20 protein-coding genes and 1 riboswitch are annotated in these 18,610 nt (G+C 39.0%); of the genes, 15 read left to right on the top strand and 5 right to left on the bottom strand.

Annotation, left to right across the window (positions count from 1 at the left end; translation table 11 throughout):
* The 4 genes from BN988_RS07895 to BN988_RS07880 all read left to right on the top strand — a co-directional run bounded on the left by BN988_RS07895 (position 1) and on the right by BN988_RS07880 (position 4,308).
* Positions 1 to 945, top strand: coding sequence for an AAA family ATPase (locus BN988_RS07895; RefSeq protein WP_036574908.1), 945 nt, complete (start codon positions 1 to 3; stop codon positions 943 to 945).
* Positions 942 to 2,159, top strand: a complete 1,218-nt coding sequence (locus BN988_RS07890; RefSeq protein WP_036574905.1) for a DUF58 domain-containing protein — start codon at positions 942 to 944, stop codon at positions 2,157 to 2,159. Before BN988_RS07895 ends, BN988_RS07890 begins: the two co-directional genes overlap by 4 nt.
* Positions 2,149 to 3,339 (top strand): hypothetical protein, encoded by a 1,191-nt coding sequence (locus tag BN988_RS07885; RefSeq protein ID WP_036574902.1) that lies wholly within the window; start codon positions 2,149 to 2,151, stop codon positions 3,337 to 3,339. The genes BN988_RS07890 and BN988_RS07885 overlap by 11 nt, the downstream gene beginning before the upstream one ends.
* A 177-nt stretch (positions 3,340 to 3,516) precedes the next feature.
* Positions 3,517 to 4,308, top strand: coding sequence for a VLRF1 family aeRF1-type release factor (locus BN988_RS07880; RefSeq protein WP_036574900.1), 792 nt, complete (start codon positions 3,517 to 3,519; stop codon positions 4,306 to 4,308).
* Positions 4,309 to 4,627: 319 nt separating this feature from the next.
* On the opposite strand, the gene BN988_RS07875 is transcribed toward BN988_RS07880, so the two are convergent.
* Genes BN988_RS07875 through BN988_RS07855 form a run of 5 tightly spaced genes read right to left on the bottom strand, consistent with a single transcriptional unit; the run spans position 4,628 to position 7,400 of the window.
* On the bottom strand, positions 4,628 to 4,981 hold the full coding sequence (locus BN988_RS07875) for a fluoride efflux transporter FluC (protein WP_036574897.1): 354 nt from the start codon (positions 4,979 to 4,981) through the stop codon (positions 4,628 to 4,630).
* Entirely contained in the window at positions 4,978 to 5,373 is a 396-nt protein-coding gene (locus tag BN988_RS07870) for a fluoride efflux transporter FluC (protein ID WP_051557742.1), read from the bottom strand. Before BN988_RS07870 ends, BN988_RS07875 begins: the two co-directional genes overlap by 4 nt.
* The gene (locus BN988_RS07865) at positions 5,370 to 5,783 is read right to left on the bottom strand and encodes a Fur family transcriptional regulator (RefSeq protein WP_036574892.1); all 414 of its coding nucleotides are present in this window, start codon (positions 5,781 to 5,783) and stop codon (positions 5,370 to 5,372) included. The genes BN988_RS07870 and BN988_RS07865 overlap by 4 nt, the downstream gene beginning before the upstream one ends.
* The gene (locus BN988_RS07860) at positions 5,783 to 6,631 is read right to left on the bottom strand and encodes a metal ABC transporter permease (RefSeq protein WP_036574890.1); all 849 of its coding nucleotides are present in this window, start codon (positions 6,629 to 6,631) and stop codon (positions 5,783 to 5,785) included. The genes BN988_RS07865 and BN988_RS07860 overlap by 1 nt, the downstream gene beginning before the upstream one ends.
* 13 nt (positions 6,632 to 6,644) lie before the next feature.
* Entirely contained in the window at positions 6,645 to 7,400 is a 756-nt protein-coding gene (locus BN988_RS07855) for a metal ABC transporter ATP-binding protein (protein WP_036574887.1), read from the bottom strand.
* Positions 7,401 to 7,664: 264 nt separating this feature from the next.
* Here BN988_RS07855 and BN988_RS07850 point away from each other — a divergent pair, with 264 nt between their 5' ends.
* The 11 genes from BN988_RS07850 to BN988_RS07800 all read left to right on the top strand — a co-directional run bounded on the left by BN988_RS07850 (position 7,665) and on the right by BN988_RS07800 (position 18,610).
* The gene (locus BN988_RS07850; protein ID WP_036574884.1) at positions 7,665 to 7,871 is read left to right on the top strand and encodes a heavy-metal-associated domain-containing protein; all 207 of its coding nucleotides are present in this window, start codon (positions 7,665 to 7,667) and stop codon (positions 7,869 to 7,871) included.
* A 183-nt stretch (positions 7,872 to 8,054) separates the two neighbouring features.
* Positions 8,055 to 8,972, top strand: coding sequence for a proline dehydrogenase family protein (locus BN988_RS07845; RefSeq protein ID WP_036574881.1), 918 nt, complete (start codon positions 8,055 to 8,057; stop codon positions 8,970 to 8,972).
* A gap of 412 nt (positions 8,973 to 9,384) precedes the next feature.
* Positions 9,385 to 11,784 carry a 3-hydroxyacyl-CoA dehydrogenase/enoyl-CoA hydratase family protein gene (locus BN988_RS07840; RefSeq protein ID WP_036574878.1) on the top strand — a complete coding sequence of 800 codons (2,400 nt, stop codon included), beginning with the start codon at positions 9,385 to 9,387 and terminating at the stop codon, positions 11,782 to 11,784.
* A 19-nt stretch (positions 11,785 to 11,803) separates the two neighbouring features.
* A complete protein-coding gene (locus BN988_RS07835; protein WP_036574876.1) occupies positions 11,804 to 12,979 on the top strand; it encodes an acetyl-CoA C-acetyltransferase in 1,176 nt (391 codons plus the stop codon).
* A gap of 42 nt (positions 12,980 to 13,021) precedes the next feature.
* A complete protein-coding gene (locus BN988_RS07830) occupies positions 13,022 to 14,806 on the top strand; it encodes an acyl-CoA dehydrogenase family protein (protein WP_036574874.1) in 1,785 nt (594 codons plus the stop codon).
* Between the two features lie 187 nt (positions 14,807 to 14,993).
* On the top strand, positions 14,994 to 15,356 hold the full coding sequence (locus tag BN988_RS07825; protein ID WP_036574871.1) for an arsenate reductase family protein: 363 nt from the start codon (positions 14,994 to 14,996) through the stop codon (positions 15,354 to 15,356).
* A gap of 69 nt (positions 15,357 to 15,425) precedes the next feature.
* Positions 15,426 to 15,812, top strand: a complete 387-nt coding sequence (gene gcvH / locus BN988_RS07820; protein ID WP_036574868.1) for a glycine cleavage system protein GcvH — start codon at positions 15,426 to 15,428, stop codon at positions 15,810 to 15,812.
* Positions 15,813 to 15,945: 133 nt separating this feature from the next.
* Positions 15,946 to 16,299, top strand: coding sequence for a toprim domain-containing protein (locus tag BN988_RS07815; RefSeq protein ID WP_036574866.1), 354 nt, complete (start codon positions 15,946 to 15,948; stop codon positions 16,297 to 16,299).
* A gap of 22 nt (positions 16,300 to 16,321) precedes the next feature.
* Entirely contained in the window at positions 16,322 to 16,636 is a 315-nt protein-coding gene (locus BN988_RS07810; RefSeq protein ID WP_036574863.1) for a thioredoxin family protein, read from the top strand.
* A 78-nt stretch (positions 16,637 to 16,714) separates the two neighbouring features.
* A riboswitch (SAM riboswitch) is annotated at positions 16,715 to 16,827 on the top strand.
* 99 nt (positions 16,828 to 16,926) lie between these two features.
* On the top strand, positions 16,927 to 17,952 hold the full coding sequence (locus BN988_RS07805; protein WP_036574860.1) for a methionine ABC transporter ATP-binding protein: 1,026 nt from the start codon (positions 16,927 to 16,929) through the stop codon (positions 17,950 to 17,952).
* On the top strand, positions 17,942 to 18,610 hold the full coding sequence (locus BN988_RS07800; protein WP_036574859.1) for a methionine ABC transporter permease: 669 nt from the start codon (positions 17,942 to 17,944) through the stop codon (positions 18,608 to 18,610). The genes BN988_RS07805 and BN988_RS07800 overlap by 11 nt, the downstream gene beginning before the upstream one ends.

Below are 18,610 nucleotides of genomic sequence, written 5' to 3'. Positions count from 1 at the left end.
ATGGGAAATCTTTTAAAGGCTAGAGAAGACGTCAATAACGTTATTTATGGAAAAGAAGAAGTGGTTGATTTATTATTTGTTGCACTACTTGCTCAAGGTCATGTTTTACTTGAGAGTGTTCCAGGTACTGGTAAAACAAAACTTGCTAAAAGCTTCGCCAAAGTGATGAACGGCACATTCAGTCGTGTCCAGTTCACACCAGATGTATTACCAAGTGACATTACCGGTATTCGTTTCTTTAATCCTAAAGTACAAGAGTTTGAATTAAGAATTGGGCCAATTGCTACCAATGTGTTACTTGCAGATGAGATAAACCGAGCAACACCGAAAACACAATCAAGCTTACTTGAAGCTATGGAAGAATATCAATCTACCGTTGACGGGGAAACGATTAAAATTTCTTTGCCATTTATCGTAATAGCAACGCAGAACCCTGTAGAGAGCAATTATGGTACATTTCCGTTGCCTGAGGCGCAGTTAGACCGTTTCTTGTTTAAACTGGATCTAGGCTATCCCTCTCTTTCTGAAGAGAAACGCATTTTAAATACATACCGACGAACGGATCCATATGATGCTGTCGAGGCCTCTTTATCTATTGACACGATTCGTAAATTACAAGATGAGATTAAATTAATTACCGTATCAGAAGTAGTTGCGGATTATCTACTTGAGCTTGTTCATGCATCAAGGGAACATTCCGATGTAGAGCTAGGGATAAGTCCACGTGGGATGCTGGCTTTAATGCGAGCAGGACAGGCTTATGCATATATAAAGGACAGAGATTATGTAACACCACAAGATATTAAAACGCTAGTTCCATATGTGTTTGAGCACAGACTCATTCTTTCCATGGAAGGTTCCATAAAGAAAACAGCAAAGGACATTGTTAAGGAGATTATTCACGCTACTGCTGTACCAGTTGAAGAAGGAGCAATGGTGGAATGAAATGGCAAAGAGACCATGCAATAGAGGGGAAGGCTGGGTATGATTATGTTCTTTTAGCCATCATCCTTTTGGCCGTTATAGGCGTGATGTTTCATACCACAATCCCATTTCTGGGTGTAGGTGCCGTCACTGCCTACTTACTAATTTTCAAATGGTATGATAGTGGGATTGGCAAAAATATATTGTTAGAAAATCCAACTAGAACGATAAAACTTTTTCCTGATGAAACAGCCAATTTAGATTTAAATATGGAAAATCGCTCGATATTTCCCATGATTAATGGAGAATTTCAGTTGCAAATGGGGCCTGCTGTAAAAGCTTATAAACATGCAAAGGATGAGGAGACCTACTGGCATAAACTAAAAATCCCATTATCAATCTTACGTAAAAGAAAAACACACATATCCATTCCGGTTATTGCACAACAGCGAGGGGTTGCAAAGGTGCATAATATCATGTACTATTTTCCGCACCTATTTCACTTTGAATCGGCAATGATTAGATATACGCCATTTTTCAGGACAGAATTTGTTGTGTTTCCAAGGTTGCTTGAGGTAAAGGGAGTAGAAGCTGTATTTCAGATGATGCCTGGTAAGGGAAGATCCCCTTTTTCTCCGTATGAAGACATACAAAGCCCATTAGGAACCAGAGAGTACCATTATAGTGATCCATTTCACCGAATCAATTGGAATGCTTCTGTAAAAACACAAAAACTTCAAACAAATGTGTATGAGCGGGAAATTAATCGATCTTTTGTGTTTCTCGTTAACATAGGAAAATCTAAAACATCAAATATGGTGCAAACGAATCAACACATGGAAGCATTGCTTTCTTATACAGCTTACTTATCTAAGGTTGCAACAGAAATGGATATTCCTTTTGAATTGTTTATTAATTCGCGAAGACCAGGGAAGATTCCAGTTCTCCATATTCCTGAGGGAGAAGGGAAAAGACATTATGGAACAACCTTAGAAATGTTGGCAAGAATCCATAAACAATCACTTGTTTTCCCGTTTGATAAGATGCTATTCAACATTGGAAACCACCTTACACATCATAAAACATGTATCATTATTGGTGAACTTACAGAGGATTCGCTCCATCTCTTGGATAAATGGAAAAAGAAGAATGTTACCATCTTCCACGTTCCATATTCAGAGGGTACATCCGTAGTGAAGCCGCTTGGACAGGAGGTACTGTCACATGCTAAATAGCCATGCAACAACCCGTTATGCATACCATTTCGTAAGTGAGGCACTTATCATTTTTATGGTTCTCATGCCATGGTTCCATCATAGCTTAATGTGGGTTCCATATTGGAGTTATTTAGTAGTTATTTTAGTAGTATGCTTCATATTTAGTCTGATCACGACTTACACAAACAATTATATAGCTTATGTTTTGGTGGCCCCTATATTATTTGGTGTGTTTTTTCTGTTAGATTATCCAATGTTATATAGTATCGTGTTAAGTGGATTGTTGGTATGGCGTTACATTAACATACGGAAAGAAGACATAATTAGTAGGGAAAGTAGCTACATTCTCTTAACTTTATTATTAATGGTAGTGGTTGGTATGTTGGTTCCTGATATTAGAGCGATGTTATTTCCTTTTCTTGTTATTTTACTTAACGTTATTGGGTATTTATGGAGTCATCTTGCAGCATTATCAAAAACGGAAAGAAAACAGGTTGATAAGAAATTAATCCCTGCGTTCGTTGGTATCTTAATTGCTGGTGCCCTACTTATTTATTTAACGTACGACTTATTCAGTTGGATGATGACGAATCTATTTTATGGCGTTATATCCCTTATAGGAGGGACGTTAAGTTGGTTTGCTAATTTGTTACAATTTATTGAAACGCCAGAACATGGGTGGCCAGATCAAGAGAACCAAATGGAAGCAGGCGACGGGTATTGGAATAAAATAGAAAATAATTCGTTGGTGGAGCAAATAACACCATACCTCGCAATAGCTGCTGTGATCACTTTGGTTCTTTTCGCGATTGTTTTACTCGTTCTATTCTGGAGAAAACGGTTTAAAAAGCCTCTTTCTGTAGAAGAAGCTGACAGTTCGGTTTCTTATAGTGCTTTAGACAATCATTCAGAAATGGATTCGGGCAGAATTTCACGGTTTAATCGCTGGCTTAATAAACCAAAGCACCCTATACGTAAGCTTGTTTACCAGTTTGAGAGAAAGGCACATAAAAACAAAAAAGGTAGAAGAAAGTACGAGACCATTGAGGAATGGTTTAACAGGATAGAGGTTAATGCTGATTTGGAGATTTATCAAAAGGTAAGATATGGAGAGTTGGAGCAGGTAAGTGAATCAGACGTAGCAAAGCTTCGTTCTGCAATTAAGAAAGCGGACCTCCAATTTGACGTGAACCAATAGGCTCCACCCATAATGAGAGAAATATTTTTTTAGCATAAATTTTACAGCTCTTCTTCTTATTTGTACTTAAATGACTTCTTTATTAGATTTCTAACTTGATTTACGATGTTTATTCACGAAGAGTGAAGGATAAACACTACTAAGAGTTGGATTACTATGTAAAGGAGTGCCGATCATATGAACTTTAAAAAAGAAATTGAAAAGCTTGAGAACCTAAGAAGAGAAGGGCCTAATAAAGTGTTTACGATGTATTTAAATACGGATCCATCTGATCCTGAACAACAGGGTGGAGAATGGAAGATCCATCTCAAAAACGGGTTGCGTAATTTTGAGCAATATTTGGAGGAATCGGGTGATAAAGAGGAACGTAAAAACTTTCAACTCGTTAAACAAAAAGTAGAAAAGTTTGTTCAAGGAAATGAACAGGAATTTTTAAGAAGTGTCTTCATAATTGCTACAGCTGACGAAGAAGTCTGGTTTGCGGATCGTGTGCAAATGCGGATGAACACGGAATTTTTCTGGCAAGAGACTCCAGAGTTAACGCAGTTGCGTAAATTGACTGAGGTTTATCCAAAATCAGGAATTATCCTTGTTCAACAGGATGAGATCAAATTAATTGAAGCCTATTTAAATGAAATTGAGGATACGGATTCGTTTGAACTTGATTTAGACACGAATGATTGGCGAAAAAAGAAAGGTCCTAGACCTGCTTTAGGCCAAGGATCAACCATGCAAAAAGACGGTTTCCAATCTCGTTTTAATGCTAATAAGCACCGTTGGTACAAGCAGATAGCACCAAAGCTTGATAAACGGGCGAAGGAGCACGAATGGGAAAAAATATTTGTAATTGGTGAAACAGATCCTGCCAATGCTTTGACTGAGGAATTGAATAAGCCAGTTGAAAAGGTTATTCAGAAGAACATGCTCGATCATGAAGAATCAAAGGTACTTGAAGAAGTGTTTGCCTAAGTACAATAAATTTAAAAAGGCTGGGACATAACGTTCCAGCCTTTTTTAAACACGAACAATAATAAGTAAAACTGTTTATTTACCGCTCCGGAAAATATTGCGCTTTCCGTGGGCACGGCCTCAGCCTCCTCAGAAGCAAAGAACGCTTCTTCCGGGGTCTTCGGACTCGTGCTGTTCCCACTGGAGTCTTCGCATTTTTCCTTCGCTAAAGTGTGATTCACATATCGAAAAAATAGGGACTATCCGGTTTTTTTCTTGTTTATTTTTCTTGTGTCCCATCCTCTTTGTAATTAGATGCAATATGTAATCGCAGTATGGATTATGTAGAGGTATTCAATAGATAGAGAATTGCAGTAGCAGTGCCGATTGATAGAAGCAGCGAGCTACAAATGTATAGGAACGCCTGCTTATATTTATGTTCCATTAATAGCAGGATCGTTTCATTCCCAAATGTAGAAAAGGTAGTAAACGCTCCACAAAAACCTATGCCTGCAAAGGCCCAAACAAAGCCTGAAATATTTGATTGCAGATGCTGGTAAAATAAGTATGCTAGCAGAGCAGACCCTATAATGTTAACAAGCCATGTCCCAACAAGACGTTTTGTTACATGGAGAGCTACTAAAAAACGGAAGATACTCCCAAAAAATCCCCCAATCGCTACAGAAATAATCATACACTAGAACGCTCCAATCGATATGCAAGCTTTAATCCAAGAAAGCAACATGCTAATCCAGCTATTACACTAATAAACACATAACCAATAGCAAGAATGGGGATCTCGCTCCACAACGAAATGGTTTCTAGGCTTAATGTAGAAAAGGTGGTAAACGCGCCGATCAGACCTACTGTTAACGCAGTAAAAATGGCTGGAGATAAACGTTTTTTTATTATTTTTAAATGCATAAGAAAACTAAGCAGAAAGCATCCTACTAAATTAGCAATTAGTGTAGCGAAAGGAAAAATTGAATCGGCAGGAAAAGCAATTGATATAGCATAACGGCCCACTGCACCCAGCATCCCACCTAACCCTACACTAAACGCGATTTTCCAATCTCTAATTCTCATGCTGATTTACAAGCTGGACATAGTCCGTAGATTTCGAATTTATGGTCTTCAACCTCATACTGATGCAAATCAGATTGCACAGCGTCCATCGGGCAAACCGAAATTTCTTTCGTTTTTCCACAATCTTTACAGATGAAATGATGATGGTGGTGATCTGTACAATTGAATCGAAAATGTTTTTCACCATTTAATTCGGTAGTTTCCAATATACCTACATCATTATACAAGTGCAGATTACGGTACACAGTATCAAAGCTAATACCGTCATAACTCTCCTCTAAATGCCGGATAAGCTCTTTGGCTGTACGATAACCATCCGCTCTTGAAAAAAAGGCCAAAATGTCCTTACGTTTTCCAGTCGTTTTATATCCATGTTGCTTTAAAAGTTCAATTGCTTCTTCTATACTCATTAGGCTTCCCTCACTTTTCTAGGCTTCCATGTTATTCGCTTTAGAGCGATGGATAGAAGTAAAATGATAATGGAGACCATGACAATGGTTCCACCTGGTGGAATACTTAAATAATAACCTGATATTAATCCTATAATAACAGCTAATTCGCCAAAAACAATAGATAGAAACATCATTTGTTTAAATCCTCTTGCTAGACGCATACTTGCTGCCACAGGAAGTGTCATCAAGGCAGATACAAGTAAAACACCTACTATACGAATGGATGCTGCGATTACAAGTGCTGTAAGTACGATGAACAGTAAGTGAATACGTTTTGCGTGTATACCTGATACTTTTGCATGTTCTTCATCAAAGGATAATGTCACTAATTCCTTGTAAAATAACGTAATAATAATCACTATAAAAATGGCGATACCAGCAATTGATAAGAAATCCTGCTTACTTACGGCTGATACCGATCCAAATAAATAATTAAATAGTTCTGTATTAAAGCCGTCTGCCAGTGATATAAAAATCAGGCTTAGTCCGACACCACCTGATAAGATAATGGGAATGGCAAGTTCCTGATAAGCATGATAAACGCCTCGAAGCTTTTCGATAAATATGGATCCTAGTACGGAAAATGCCATCCCCCCATAGAGAGGTGTAACCCCCACAGCAAACTTTTTGTCCAAAAAGAGGCCAAAAGCTATTCCTGCTAACGTAACATGTGAGAGGGCATCCGCTAAAAGGGATAGTCTTCTAACCACGATGAAGGTGCCTAGCAGTGGTGCGATGATACCAATCAATAAACCAGTTAAAAAAGTATGTCGTAAAAAGTCATATTCAAAAAAATCAGCTAGCATGTTCTTTCCTCCATTAATGATCGTGTGTTACAAGGTTTACAGGATGCCCGTAAAGCTTTGATAGATCTCTTTCTGTTAATGATTTATATTCTTCCGGCTTTCCATGAAAATGGAGCGTTGTGTTCAAACAAGCAATTTCTGTTGCATGCTCGGTCATGGTTCCTGTGTCATGTGTAACCAGCAATAGCGTAATGCCATACTGTGTATTCAAACGGTGAAGCATCTCATAAAAGCGTTGTACATTTTCATAGTCCACTCCGACTGTTGGTTCATCAAGGATAAGTAACTCCGGATTGTTTACAAGTGATCTTGCAATAAATACGCGCTGTTGCTGACCGCCAGATAGGTTTCCTATATTTTCGTAGGCATAATCAAGCATACCTACCTGGTCTATTGTGGATAAGATTTTTTCCTTATGCGTTTTGTTAAAAAACTTCAAATAGCCAACCTTCGCTGTCAAGCCCATTGAGACTACTTCAAACACTGTGGCTGGAAATCCTTTATTAAACGAATTGGCTTTTTGCGATACAAAACCAATTTTATTCCAATCCTTAAATTTATCTCTAGGCTGCTGTAATAATTCAATGGACCCCTTATCAGGGTTAATGAGACCTAGCAAAAGTTTTATAAGTGTTGTTTTACCGCCACCATTTGGACCGATCAGTCCCATAAAAGCACCTTGTGGAATAGAGAAATTGATATTTGTCAGTACATCTTTCTGTTCGTATGCGTACGATACATCTTGCATTCTGACTACGAAATTGTCCATGTTATTCCTTCTTTCTAGTTTGTAGCGGATTCCTTTTTACACGGAACTATCCCCATTAGTATTGCACGAAGATCAAATGGCATGCCAATGGGGCTTTAGATATAATTCGCTCGTTCATCTATTAAATTTATTCTAAAACTATCTTATCGTACCCGCGGTAAAATGTAAATAAGAATGATTACGTTTTGTGCGCGGAGGTTTTAGAAAAGAAAAAGTAGGATACATCAAAAGAAAGATATCTTTTAAATAAAGGGAGGAATCACCATGCAAGCAACACTAGAAGTTCAAGGCATGACATGTGAAAATTGTGAGACAAAAGTGAAGCAAACATTAGAGTCATTTACTGGTGTAACAGGTGTAGAAGTCCACCTTAATACAGGAAGTGTAGATGTAATTTACGATGAAGCCGAAGTCAAGTTGTCTGAATTACGTCAAGCAGTAGAAGCGAAAGGGTACCGTGTTGTAGTATAGGAAAATAGGCGCACAGCTTACTATCTTAAAGTCGGTTGAATCCTTTTAGGGCTGGTTCTTAATAGGAAGCAGCCCTTTCTATATTTGAATTCATAACAAACTATATACGAAATGTGATAAAAGGTGATAAAATAGTCTTAATCTTGACAAGAGAAAAATATTTTTTATTTGGGGGTATTTAGCTTGGAACAGCTTTTGAGAAACTTCTTTTTATTTTTATCAAAAAATAAAACGCTAACAAAATTAGCGAAAAAGTACGGGCTACGCTTTGGTGCTGCTCGTTTTGTTGCAGGGACAGATATTGATAGTGCAGCAAAAAAAATTAAAGAAATAAATGAAAACGGATACGCTGTTACGGTGGACCATTTGGGGGAATTTGTCGATAATGAACAGGAAGCAAGGGAATCTGCGGAAGAATGCATCCATGCCATAAATGTTATCGCCGAACAAAAATTAGATTCACAACTCTCCTTAAAGCTAACTTCTATGGGCCTTGATATTTCCCATGAGTTGGTCATGAAAAATATGCATCGCATCCTGGAAGCTGGAAAAAAACATAATGTCACCGTGACAATCGATATGGAAGATTTTGAACGCTGTGAAAAAACATTAACTATATTTAAGGAATTAAAACAGAAATATGAAAATTTGGGGACGGTTCTTCAGGCCTATCTTTACAGAGTGGAAGAGGACATTGAGGGATTAAACCCTTATAACCCATATCTTCGTCTTGTGAAAGGTGCTTATAAGGAATCGCCTGAGGTTGCGTACCCAAATAAGAAGGACGTTGATGAGACATATAAAAGAATAATAAAACAGAATATACTACTGGGAAATTATACAGCAGTGGCAACACATGACGAAGCGATCATAGCCTATGTAAAAGAATTGGAAAAGGAACATGGAATAGCTAGGGATCAATTTGAATTCCAAATGCTCTATGGTATTCGGTTGGATCTTCAAAAGGCACTTCTTAAAGAAGGATATAAAATGCGAGTATATGTACCATATGGAAAGGATTGGTATGGATACAATATGCGAAGACTTGCAGAGCGTCCGGCTAATGTTCTATTTGTTTTAAAAGGAATATTTAAAAAGTAATTGTTGCAAAGCCCTGGGTTCTCTCAAAAAGAGAACCAGGGAATTAAAATAAGTTGTTCAAAATGTCCGGTAAAAATGACACATCGGTACTGATGACCTTCGACTAAATTCCGACACGTCCTGTGTCGAACGTCGAAGTCACCACTTCCTGTGGAAGCTCGTTGGCTTGTTTTTCCGTTCCTCACGTATTAAAAGTGTAAGCCCGGTACTCAAAGCTACGCCGCCTCGAACTTCTCGGTCCTTTTTATCCTCCTTTTTGAACGCGAATTAAAAAAATCAAAGGGATTCTTTTTTCTCTTGCGAATTATCAGAATTTCATTTATAGTAAAGAATAGATGGATAGGGAGCTATCTTTTATTTTTACTCAAAAAATGAATGAGTATTCATTCAAGCTGGTAATGGGGGAGATAATATGAAACAATCTATCAAGCGTGCAGCTGTTTTAGGTTCTGGAGTAATGGGATCTGGCATTGCTGCTCATTTGGCGAATTGTGGTATACACACAATAATGCTTGATATCGTGCCGAAGGAATTAACGAAAGAGGAATTAGCTAAAGGTCTTTCATTAGAAGATAAGGTTGTACGGAACAGAATTGCTGCGCAAAGCAAAAAGGCATTGCTAAAGCAGAAGCCTGCAGCACTAACTACTAAAAAAAGCCTGCACTTGATCGAAGTTGGAAACATGGAAGATGATATGGACAAATTGGCAGAGGTGGACTGGATCGTTGAGGTTGTGGTGGAAAGCCTTCCTATTAAGAAAAAGGTATTTTCCCGAATTGATGAGATTCGTAAGCAGGGTGCAATTGTAAGCTCCAACACCTCGGGGATATCTGTTGAAAAGATGGCCGAAGATTGTTCAGAGGATTTTAAAAAGCATTTTCTCGGAACCCACTTTTTTAACCCACCTAGATACTTAAAGTTATTAGAAATTATTCCAACAGTAAAAACGGACCCAGAAGTTGTTGCCTTCATGAAAAAGTTTAGTGAAGATGTTTTAGGTAAAGGGGTTGTAGAAGCAAAAGACACCCCAAACTTTATCGCGAATAGAATCGGAACCTATGGCTTACTGATAACAGTAAGGAAAATGCTGGAGGGTGGCTATAGCATTGGAGAAGTCGATTCCGTTACAGGACCGATAATTGGCCGTCCAAAGAGCGCAACGTTTCGTACCCTCGATGTTGTTGGGTTGGATACATTTATCCACGTGGCCAAAAATGTCTATGATCAAGTAGGTGGAGAAGAAAAAGAAGTATTTACAGTGCCAGACTTTATGAAAGAAATGTTAAATAGGGGTTGGCTTGGAGCGAAATCAGGACAAGGATTTTTCCTGAAAAAGAAAGGGAAAGATGGCAGTGCGATCTATGAACTAAACACCGAAACATTGGAATATGAAGAACGGAAAAAGTTAAAATCTGCTGCTATGGAAATGGCAAAACAGGAAAAAGGAACACGCAGAAAATTGAAAGCGCTTGTAAACGCGCGAGGAGATAGGGCTGGAGATCTTGTTTGGTCCATGCTCAAACCCGTTCTCTTATATTCCGCCAGACTTTGTGGTGAGATAGCAGATGATGTATTATCAATCGACCAGGCAATGAAGTGGGGATTTGGTTGGGAATTAGGGCCATTTGAAACATGGGATGCAATTGGTGTGGAAGCTTCTGTCACAAGAATGAAGGAAGAAGGGGAAGACATACCAGAGTGGGTAGAAAACATGCTGGAGAGAGGTTTCTCTTCCTTTTATAAGCAAGAGAATGGATCCTCCTTTTTCTATCAAAAGGGCGAATATACCCAGCAGGAGTTTAATAAAAAAGAAATACATTTAAAACGGCTAAAAGAAAGTAATGGCGTTATAAAAAAGAATGCAGGTGCTAGTTTTATAGATTTAGGGGATGGAGTAGCAGGGCTAGAATTCCATTCACAAGGTAATTCCATCGGACTTGATATTATCCAGATGATGAATTATGCAATTGAAGAGACGGAAAAAAATTACGAAGGCCTTGTCATTGGGAACCAAGGAAAGAACTTCTGTGTTGGAGCAAACCTCGCCATGATGCTAATGGAAGCACAGGACCAAAACTTCATGGAGTTGGACATCGTTGTTCGGCAATTTCAAAACATGGCAATGCGCATTAAATATGCTGCGAAACCAGTAGTAGCAGCGCCGTTTAACATGGTTCTTGGTGGAGGGGCAGAAGTATCATTACCAGCAGCGGCTATACAGGCTTCACCTGAAACATATATTGGATTAGTAGAGTTTGGCGTTGGTTTGATCCCTGGTGGTGGAGGAACAAAAGAATTGTACTTAAAGCAATTACGTAATTTGCCAAAGGGTATTCAGTTTGATCTTACCAAAGTGGCTAACGATGTATTTGAAAAAGTAGCAACGGCTACAGTTTCTAAATCTGCTGCTGAAGCAAGAGAGAATGGATTTTTAAATGCCACAGATTCGATTAGTGCAAACCCAGACCATCTATTATATGACGCTAAAGAGAAAGTGCTTGCCCTAGCAAAAGCTGGTTACCAACCGAAACTCCCAGAGCAAATCCCAGTGGTAGGAGATTCAGGCTATGCAGCAATGCTATTGGGCGCTCAAAACTTACACCGGAGTGGCTATGCTTCAGAGCATGATGTGAAGATAGCCGAGAAACTGGCATATGTTTTATCAGGTGGGCGTATGAAAGAAGGAACAGTCATAAATGAACAAGCGATGCTTGATTTGGAAAGAGAAGCGTTTCTTAGTTTAATTGGAGAGCCATTGACCCAACAAAGAATGCAACACATGTTAGTAAAAGGTAAACCATTACGCAATTAAATGCAGAGGGGGAAAAGTTGTGAAGGAAGCAGTTATTGTAGCAGGGGCTAGAACACCAGTCGGTAGAGCTCATAAAGGTTCTCTAGCTGAAAGCCGTCCAGATGATCTTGCCGCTTTAACGATTAAGGAAACATTAAGAAGGGCTGGTAACTATGATGGCACGATTGACGATGTCATCATCGGTTGCGCCATGCCAGAAGCAGAGCAAGGAATGAATATGGCACGTAATATTGCTGGCCTGGCAGGCCTAAAGCATGATGTCCCAGGAATCACGGTGAACCGGTATTGTTCCTCAGGGCTACAGAGTATTGCGTATGCAGCAGAACGTATTATGGTTGGTGCTAGTGATACCATTATCGCTGGTGGCGCAGAGTCAATGAGTCTAATCCCAATGGGGGGGCACGTGATTAAGCCCAATTCAAAATTGGTGCAACATGCTCCCGGTTATTATATGGGGATGGGTCACACAGCTGAAGAGGTGGCAAACCGATTCAACATTTCGCGTGAAGAACAGGATGCATTCGCTATAAGAAGCCATGAGCGGGCAGCAAACGCAATTAAAAATGGAAAGTTTGCAGAAGAAATCGTGCCTGTTGAATTAACAAAGAGACAGATGAATACAAAGAATAAAATAGAAGAAAAGCACACTAAATTTGAAATGGATGAGGGAGTTAGAGCTGGGACGACCACAGAAATATTAGCTAAGCTTCGACCAGCATTTCATGTGAAGGGCTCCGTAACGGCTGGGAACTCTTCTCAGATGAGTGATGGCGCAGCTTCTGTTCTTTTAATGGATAGGGAAAAGGCACAGGCTGAAGGATTATCACCACTAGTTAAGTTTCGCTCTTTTGCAGTCGCTGGAGTAGAACCAGAAATTATGGGAGTAGGTCCAGTTGAGGCGATACCAAAGGCCGTAAAGCAAGCAGGTTTAGAGCTTTCAGATATTGGCTTATATGAATTAAATGAAGCCTTTGCTGCACAAGCAGTTAGGGTAATACACGCCCTAGATCTTGATGTAAATAAGGTTAATGTAAATGGTGGGGCTATTGCGCTTGGTCATCCGCTCGGTATGACGGGCACCAAGCTTACTTTAAGTCTTATTCATGAAATGAAACGTGAGCAAATCCAATTTGGCGTTGTTACGATGTGTATTGGCGGTGGAATGGGAGCAGCTGGGGTATTTGAACTTATATAGTCTGGTTAGAAACGGAAAATCATAATAAAGGGGAAATGGATGATGAGTGAAACAAAGGCTAAGTTGTTTAAGGGCGGGGCATTTTTAGTAGAAGATTTGACAGCAGATGATGTGATCACTCCTGAAGATTTTACTGATGAACATAAAATGATAGCGAAGACGACCGAGGATTTTGTAATAGGGGAAGTACTGCCTAAAGTGGAAAATTTGGAAAATCATGAGTTTGAATATTCTGTTGAACTTTTAAAGAAAGCAGGAGAACTTGGGTTATTAGGTGCAGATGTACCTGAAGCATATGGAGGTCTAGCTCTTGATAAAATCAGTTCTTCGTTGATTACAGAGAAATTTTCCAGAGCAGGCGGGTTCTCTGTTACACACGGCGCACATGTAGGAATTGGCTCATTGCCAATTGTTTTCTTCGGAAATGAAGAACAAAAAGAAAAATATCTTCCAAAACTTGCTACGGGCGAGTTACTAGCAGCTTATGCCCTAACAGAACCAAGTTCAGGTTCTGACGCATTAGGTGCCAAGACGACTGCAAAATTAAACGAAGCAGGTACGCATTATATATTGAATGGTGAGAAACAGTGGATCACGAACTCTGCTTTTGCAGATGTGTTCGTTGTATATGCAAAAATTGATGGCGAGCATTTTTCCGCTTTTATTGTTGAAAGAGAGTATCCAGGAGTTTCTACAGGACCTGAAGAGAAAAAGATGGGAATCAAAAGTTCCTCTACTCGTACACTGGTTCTTGAGGATGCTGAAGTTCCAGTAGAAAACCTACTAGGTGAAAAGGGCCGAGGGCATGTCATTGCATTCAATATTTTGAATGTTGGTAGGTATAAGCTGGCTATAGGCGGGGTCGGCGGCTCAAAACGAGCGCTTGAGCTTGCTGTTAAATATACGAATGAGAGAAAGCAATTCCAGACACCGATATCAAGCTTCTCTTTAACCAAGGAAAAGCTTGGAACAATGTCCGCTGAAATTTATGCTAATGAAAGTGCGGTTTATCGTACGGTTGGACTGTTTGAACAACGAATGGGCTCTTTAACCGAGGAACAGTTAAAAGATGGTAGGGAGGTAGCACGCGCTATTGCCGAATATCAAATTGAATGTTCCATGAATAAATATATGTGTACCGAATTATTAGATTTCACTGCCGATGAAGCAGTTCAACTACATGGCGGGTATGGCTTTATGCAGGAATATGAAGTGGAACGTATCTACCGCGATTCCCGAATTAACCGAATTTTTGAAGGCACAAATGAAATTAATCGTCTTCTTGTTCCAGGTACATTGTTGAAAAAAGCTATGAAAGGTGAGCTGCCATTATTGCAAAAGGCACAAAGTCTTCAGGAAGAACTCATGATGATGATGCCGGAAGAAGTAGGCGGTGAAACACTAGCCCAAGAAAAATATTTACTAAGAAATGCAAAAAAAATGGTATTGCTTGGTGCAGGACTTGCTGCACAGAAATACATGAAAAAGCTTGAAAAGGAACAAGAAATTCTTGTTAACCTTGCAGATATGACAGCAGAAGTGTACAACATGGAAGCGGCCATTTTGAGAACGGAAAAGGCAATAAATAAATCTGGCTTGGAAAAAAGTAATCTAAAACTGCAATATACACAGGTTTATGTTCAGGAGGCATTTAATCGTATTGAAGCAGACGCGAAAGAAACACTAATCGCTGTTGAAGAAGGAGATACGCTAAGAATGATGCTATCTTCATTAAGAAAGCTTACACGTCACACACCAACAAACGTTGTAGCTAAGAAAAGAGAAATTGCAGAGCAAATAATTGAGGAAGAAAAGTATATCGTTTAATCATAAATACCTTAAAGCCAAATGCATTCGAATTTTTACGAAGTATTCGAATGAGCGTTTGGCTTTTTGCTTTTAAAGATACACGTCTGTTTATGGTGTCATTTACTTATAGCTAGCATCTAACTCGTCATGTCTATTACATATTTGCTATAATAGAAGCAAATAAGTGAGTAGGGTGGTTAAGTCAATGGCACTGACGTTTTATTGGTACCCAAATTGCGGTACTTGCAAGAAAGCCAAAAAGTGGTTGGAAGAAAATCAGGTTGATTTCCATGCCGTTCATATTGTGGAAAATACACCGACTGAGCAAACAATTCTTGAACTAATTAAGAATAGTGGACTGCCAGCAAAGAAATTTTTTAACACAAGTGGTAAAAAATACCGAGAAGGAAATATTAAAGAGAAAATAGCGAATGCTTCCGATGAGGAAATGGCAGCTATTCTAGCAACAGATGGGATGCTTATAAAACGCCCGATTGCTACAGACGGTCAAAAGGTGACAGTCGGTTTCAAGGAAGAAGTTTATAATGAGACTTGGCGGTCAGAATAAATTTTTGACTAGAAAAATATGCGCAAATTGAGTTATAGTTAAGATGGATTACATAATGGAGGGATAACAATGAGCATACCAAAGGACTTATTATATTCTAAAGAACATGAATGGGTTAAAAGGGAAGACGGCAAACTACGTATTGGGATTACCGATTTTGCTCAGGATGAACTGGGAGACATCGTATTTGTTGAGTTACCTGAAGTTGGAGACGAATTGGAACTTAACGAACCATTCGGTAGTGTAGAATCTGTAAAAACAGTTTCTGAATTATATGCGCCAGTTAGTGGAAAAGTAGTAGAAGTAAATGCAGATTTAGAAGACAGCCCTGAGTTCGTTAATGAATCCCCATATGAGAAAGCATGGATGGTCGTAATTGAGCCATCTGAACAAGCGCAATTAGATGAACTTCTGAACGCTGAGGCATATGAGGCAGTGCTTAACGATGAAGAATAAAGAATAAAAAAGGGAGGCTAACGTGCATCTTTATAAAAGTTGTATAGTTAGCCTTCTTTTCTTCATATACTCTTATTAGGAAATGATTTTAGAAAAAACATTTTGCTTGATTTTCGAGGAGAGCTATGTAACCATGTCACATGAAAATGAGAAAATAATCATTGTAGAGGGTTTAACAGATAAACGACAAGTTAAAAAGGTTATTACAGATGAAGTAACAATTGTTTGTACCAATGGAACACTTGGAGTGGAACGTCTAGATGAATTACTTGAAACTTATGAGCTTGACTATAAGGACGTGTATATTTTAGTGGACGAAGACTATTCAGGCATAAAGTTACGTAAACAGTTGGCGAGAGAGCTCCCACATGCAGAACATATATATGTCAGCAGTGAATATCGGGAGGTCGCGACAACACCTGAACAAGCGCTTGCAACAGCGCTGGTAAGTAAACGGATAGCGGTTAACCCTCTATTTTTATTATGAGGCAGATTGGTTAGGTGATTTTTTGCAAGAATTAACAACGAAACAACTAAATGATGGCGATTATTTGCTTTATATTTATACTCCTTTTTGTGGTACCTGTGCGCTTGCAAGAACCATGCTAGAAAAAATTGAACAAGTGCACAAGGAAACCATTTTCTATGAAATGAATGCATCCCTTTATCCAGAGTTTATGATCGAGAACCAGGTGGAAAGCGTACCTTGTCTTCTCATTATGAAAGATCATCAGATAAAGGAGAAGGTTTATGCCTTTCAATCCATTCCTAACATTTACGGCTATTTGATGGAGTATAAACCAGAACTTTTTGTTAAAAATTAATCTTAAATTATTTATTGACACAGTAAAAGCAGCATGATAGTATAATTCTTATCGAATTTAAGTGGATAAAAAAATAGACTCTTATCTTGAGCGGTGGAGGGACTGGCCCTGTGAAACCGCGGCAACCTTCAACTATTTTAATAGTTGAAAGGTGCCAATTCCTGCAAAGTGAAAACTTTGACAGATGAGAGAACGTGAAGACGACTTACTACGTCATTCTGTTCTTTCAGAATGGCGTTTTTTGTGCTATTTGGGCATACTATTGCCGAGGTTTACTAAGGAGGATTAACGTGATATCAATTGAAGGTTTGAGTAAGGTATTTACTTCAAACAAAAGCAGCGTAACTGCAGTAGAAAGTTTAGATTTAAACATAAATGATGGCGATATATTTGGTGTTATTGGTTACAGTGGTGCTGGAAAAAGTACATTTGTCCGTTTGCTCAATAGGCTTGAAGAGCCCACGGGCGGTAGCATTAAGATTAACAATGAAGATATCACTGCAATGACTGCCCGCCAGCTACGCATAGCAAGACAGGATATTGGCATGATTTTCCAGCATTTTAACCTGCTTTGGTCGAGAACGGTGGAGGATAATATTGCGTTTCCGTTGGAGATTTCCGGTGTTGCTAAATTGGACAGGCAAAAGCGTGTTCAAGAGCTCATCGATCTTGTTGGGCTATCAGGGAAAGAGAAGGCATACCCTTCTCAATTAAGTGGTGGACAGAAGCAACGTGTTGGAATAGCGAGAGCTCTAGCTAACAATCCAAAAGTATTGCTTTGTGATGAGGCAACATCTGCACTAGATCCGGAGACAACGAATTCCATTCTGGATTTACTGGTAGATATTAATAAGCAGTTTGGTTTAACGATTATATTAATAACCCATGAAATGCATGTTATTCGTAAAATATGTAATCATGTTGCCGTCATGGAGAGTGGAAAAGTAGTAGAACAAGGCGACGTAATGGATGTTTTTCTCCATCCTCGTCAGCATGTAACCAAGAAGTTTGTGGAACAGGTAATGGGCAACGGTGAGGAAGATGAAAATATTCGTGACATTACAGAAGCCTATACGGAAGGAAAAATTGTTCGACTTCATTTTATTGGTGAAACAACCAATCAGGCGCTTATTAGCCAGCTTGCTAAGAAGTATGAAGTCGAGATCAATATTCTGCAAGGGAAAATTACGCAGACACAAGCTGGGGCGTATGGAACTCTAATCGTACAAATTGCAGGAAATGAATTGGATGAAGCGGTTCGATATATTAAAGAAAAATCCTCTGTGGAAATGGAGGTGATTCAAAATGCTAAATGATTTATTTCAGAGCATTAAAATAGAAGATTTAATTGAAGCAACAAAAGAAACTTTCTATATGACGATTACTGCTTTAATTGGAACGTTTATACTTGGGATTATACTCGGTTTACTTCTCTATCTGACTTCTAAAGATGGAATTTGGAAAAATAAAAGCTTCCATTTTGTTGTATCAGCACTGGTGAACGTTTTTCGTGCCATTCCTTTTATCATTTTAATTTTCTTGTTATTCCCGTTCACTAATTTCCTAATTGGGACAATACGTGGTCCAGAGGCCGCATTACCCGCACTTATCATTGGTTCTGCACCATTTTATGGAAGACTAGTTGAAATCGCCCTTCGTGAAGTGGATCGAGGCGTCGTGGAAGCGGCTAAGGCAATGGGGGCAAAAACCAGAACAATTATCTTTAAAGTGCTACTTCCAGAATCCATGCCGGCGTTAATATCTGGTATTACAGTAACAGCTATTGCACTTATTGGTTATACAGCGATGGCTGGAGCAATTGGAGCTGGAGGATTGGGGAGCTATGCATACTATTCGGGCTTTATGCGCCGGGACTTTGATATCGTGTTCCTATGTACCGTACTCATTGTGGTCATTGTATTTATCTTCCAATTTATTGGAGATATTATAGCAACAAAACTAGATAAACGATAA

Origin of the sequence: Oceanobacillus picturae, from assembly GCF_000612865.1 — a bacterium.
GTDB classification, from domain to species: Bacteria; Bacillota; Bacilli; order Bacillales; family Amphibacillaceae; genus Oceanobacillus_B; species Oceanobacillus_B jordanicus.
The sequence above is the reverse complement of the archived record's forward strand: the minus strand, read 5'-3'. Positions and strand labels throughout refer to the sequence as shown.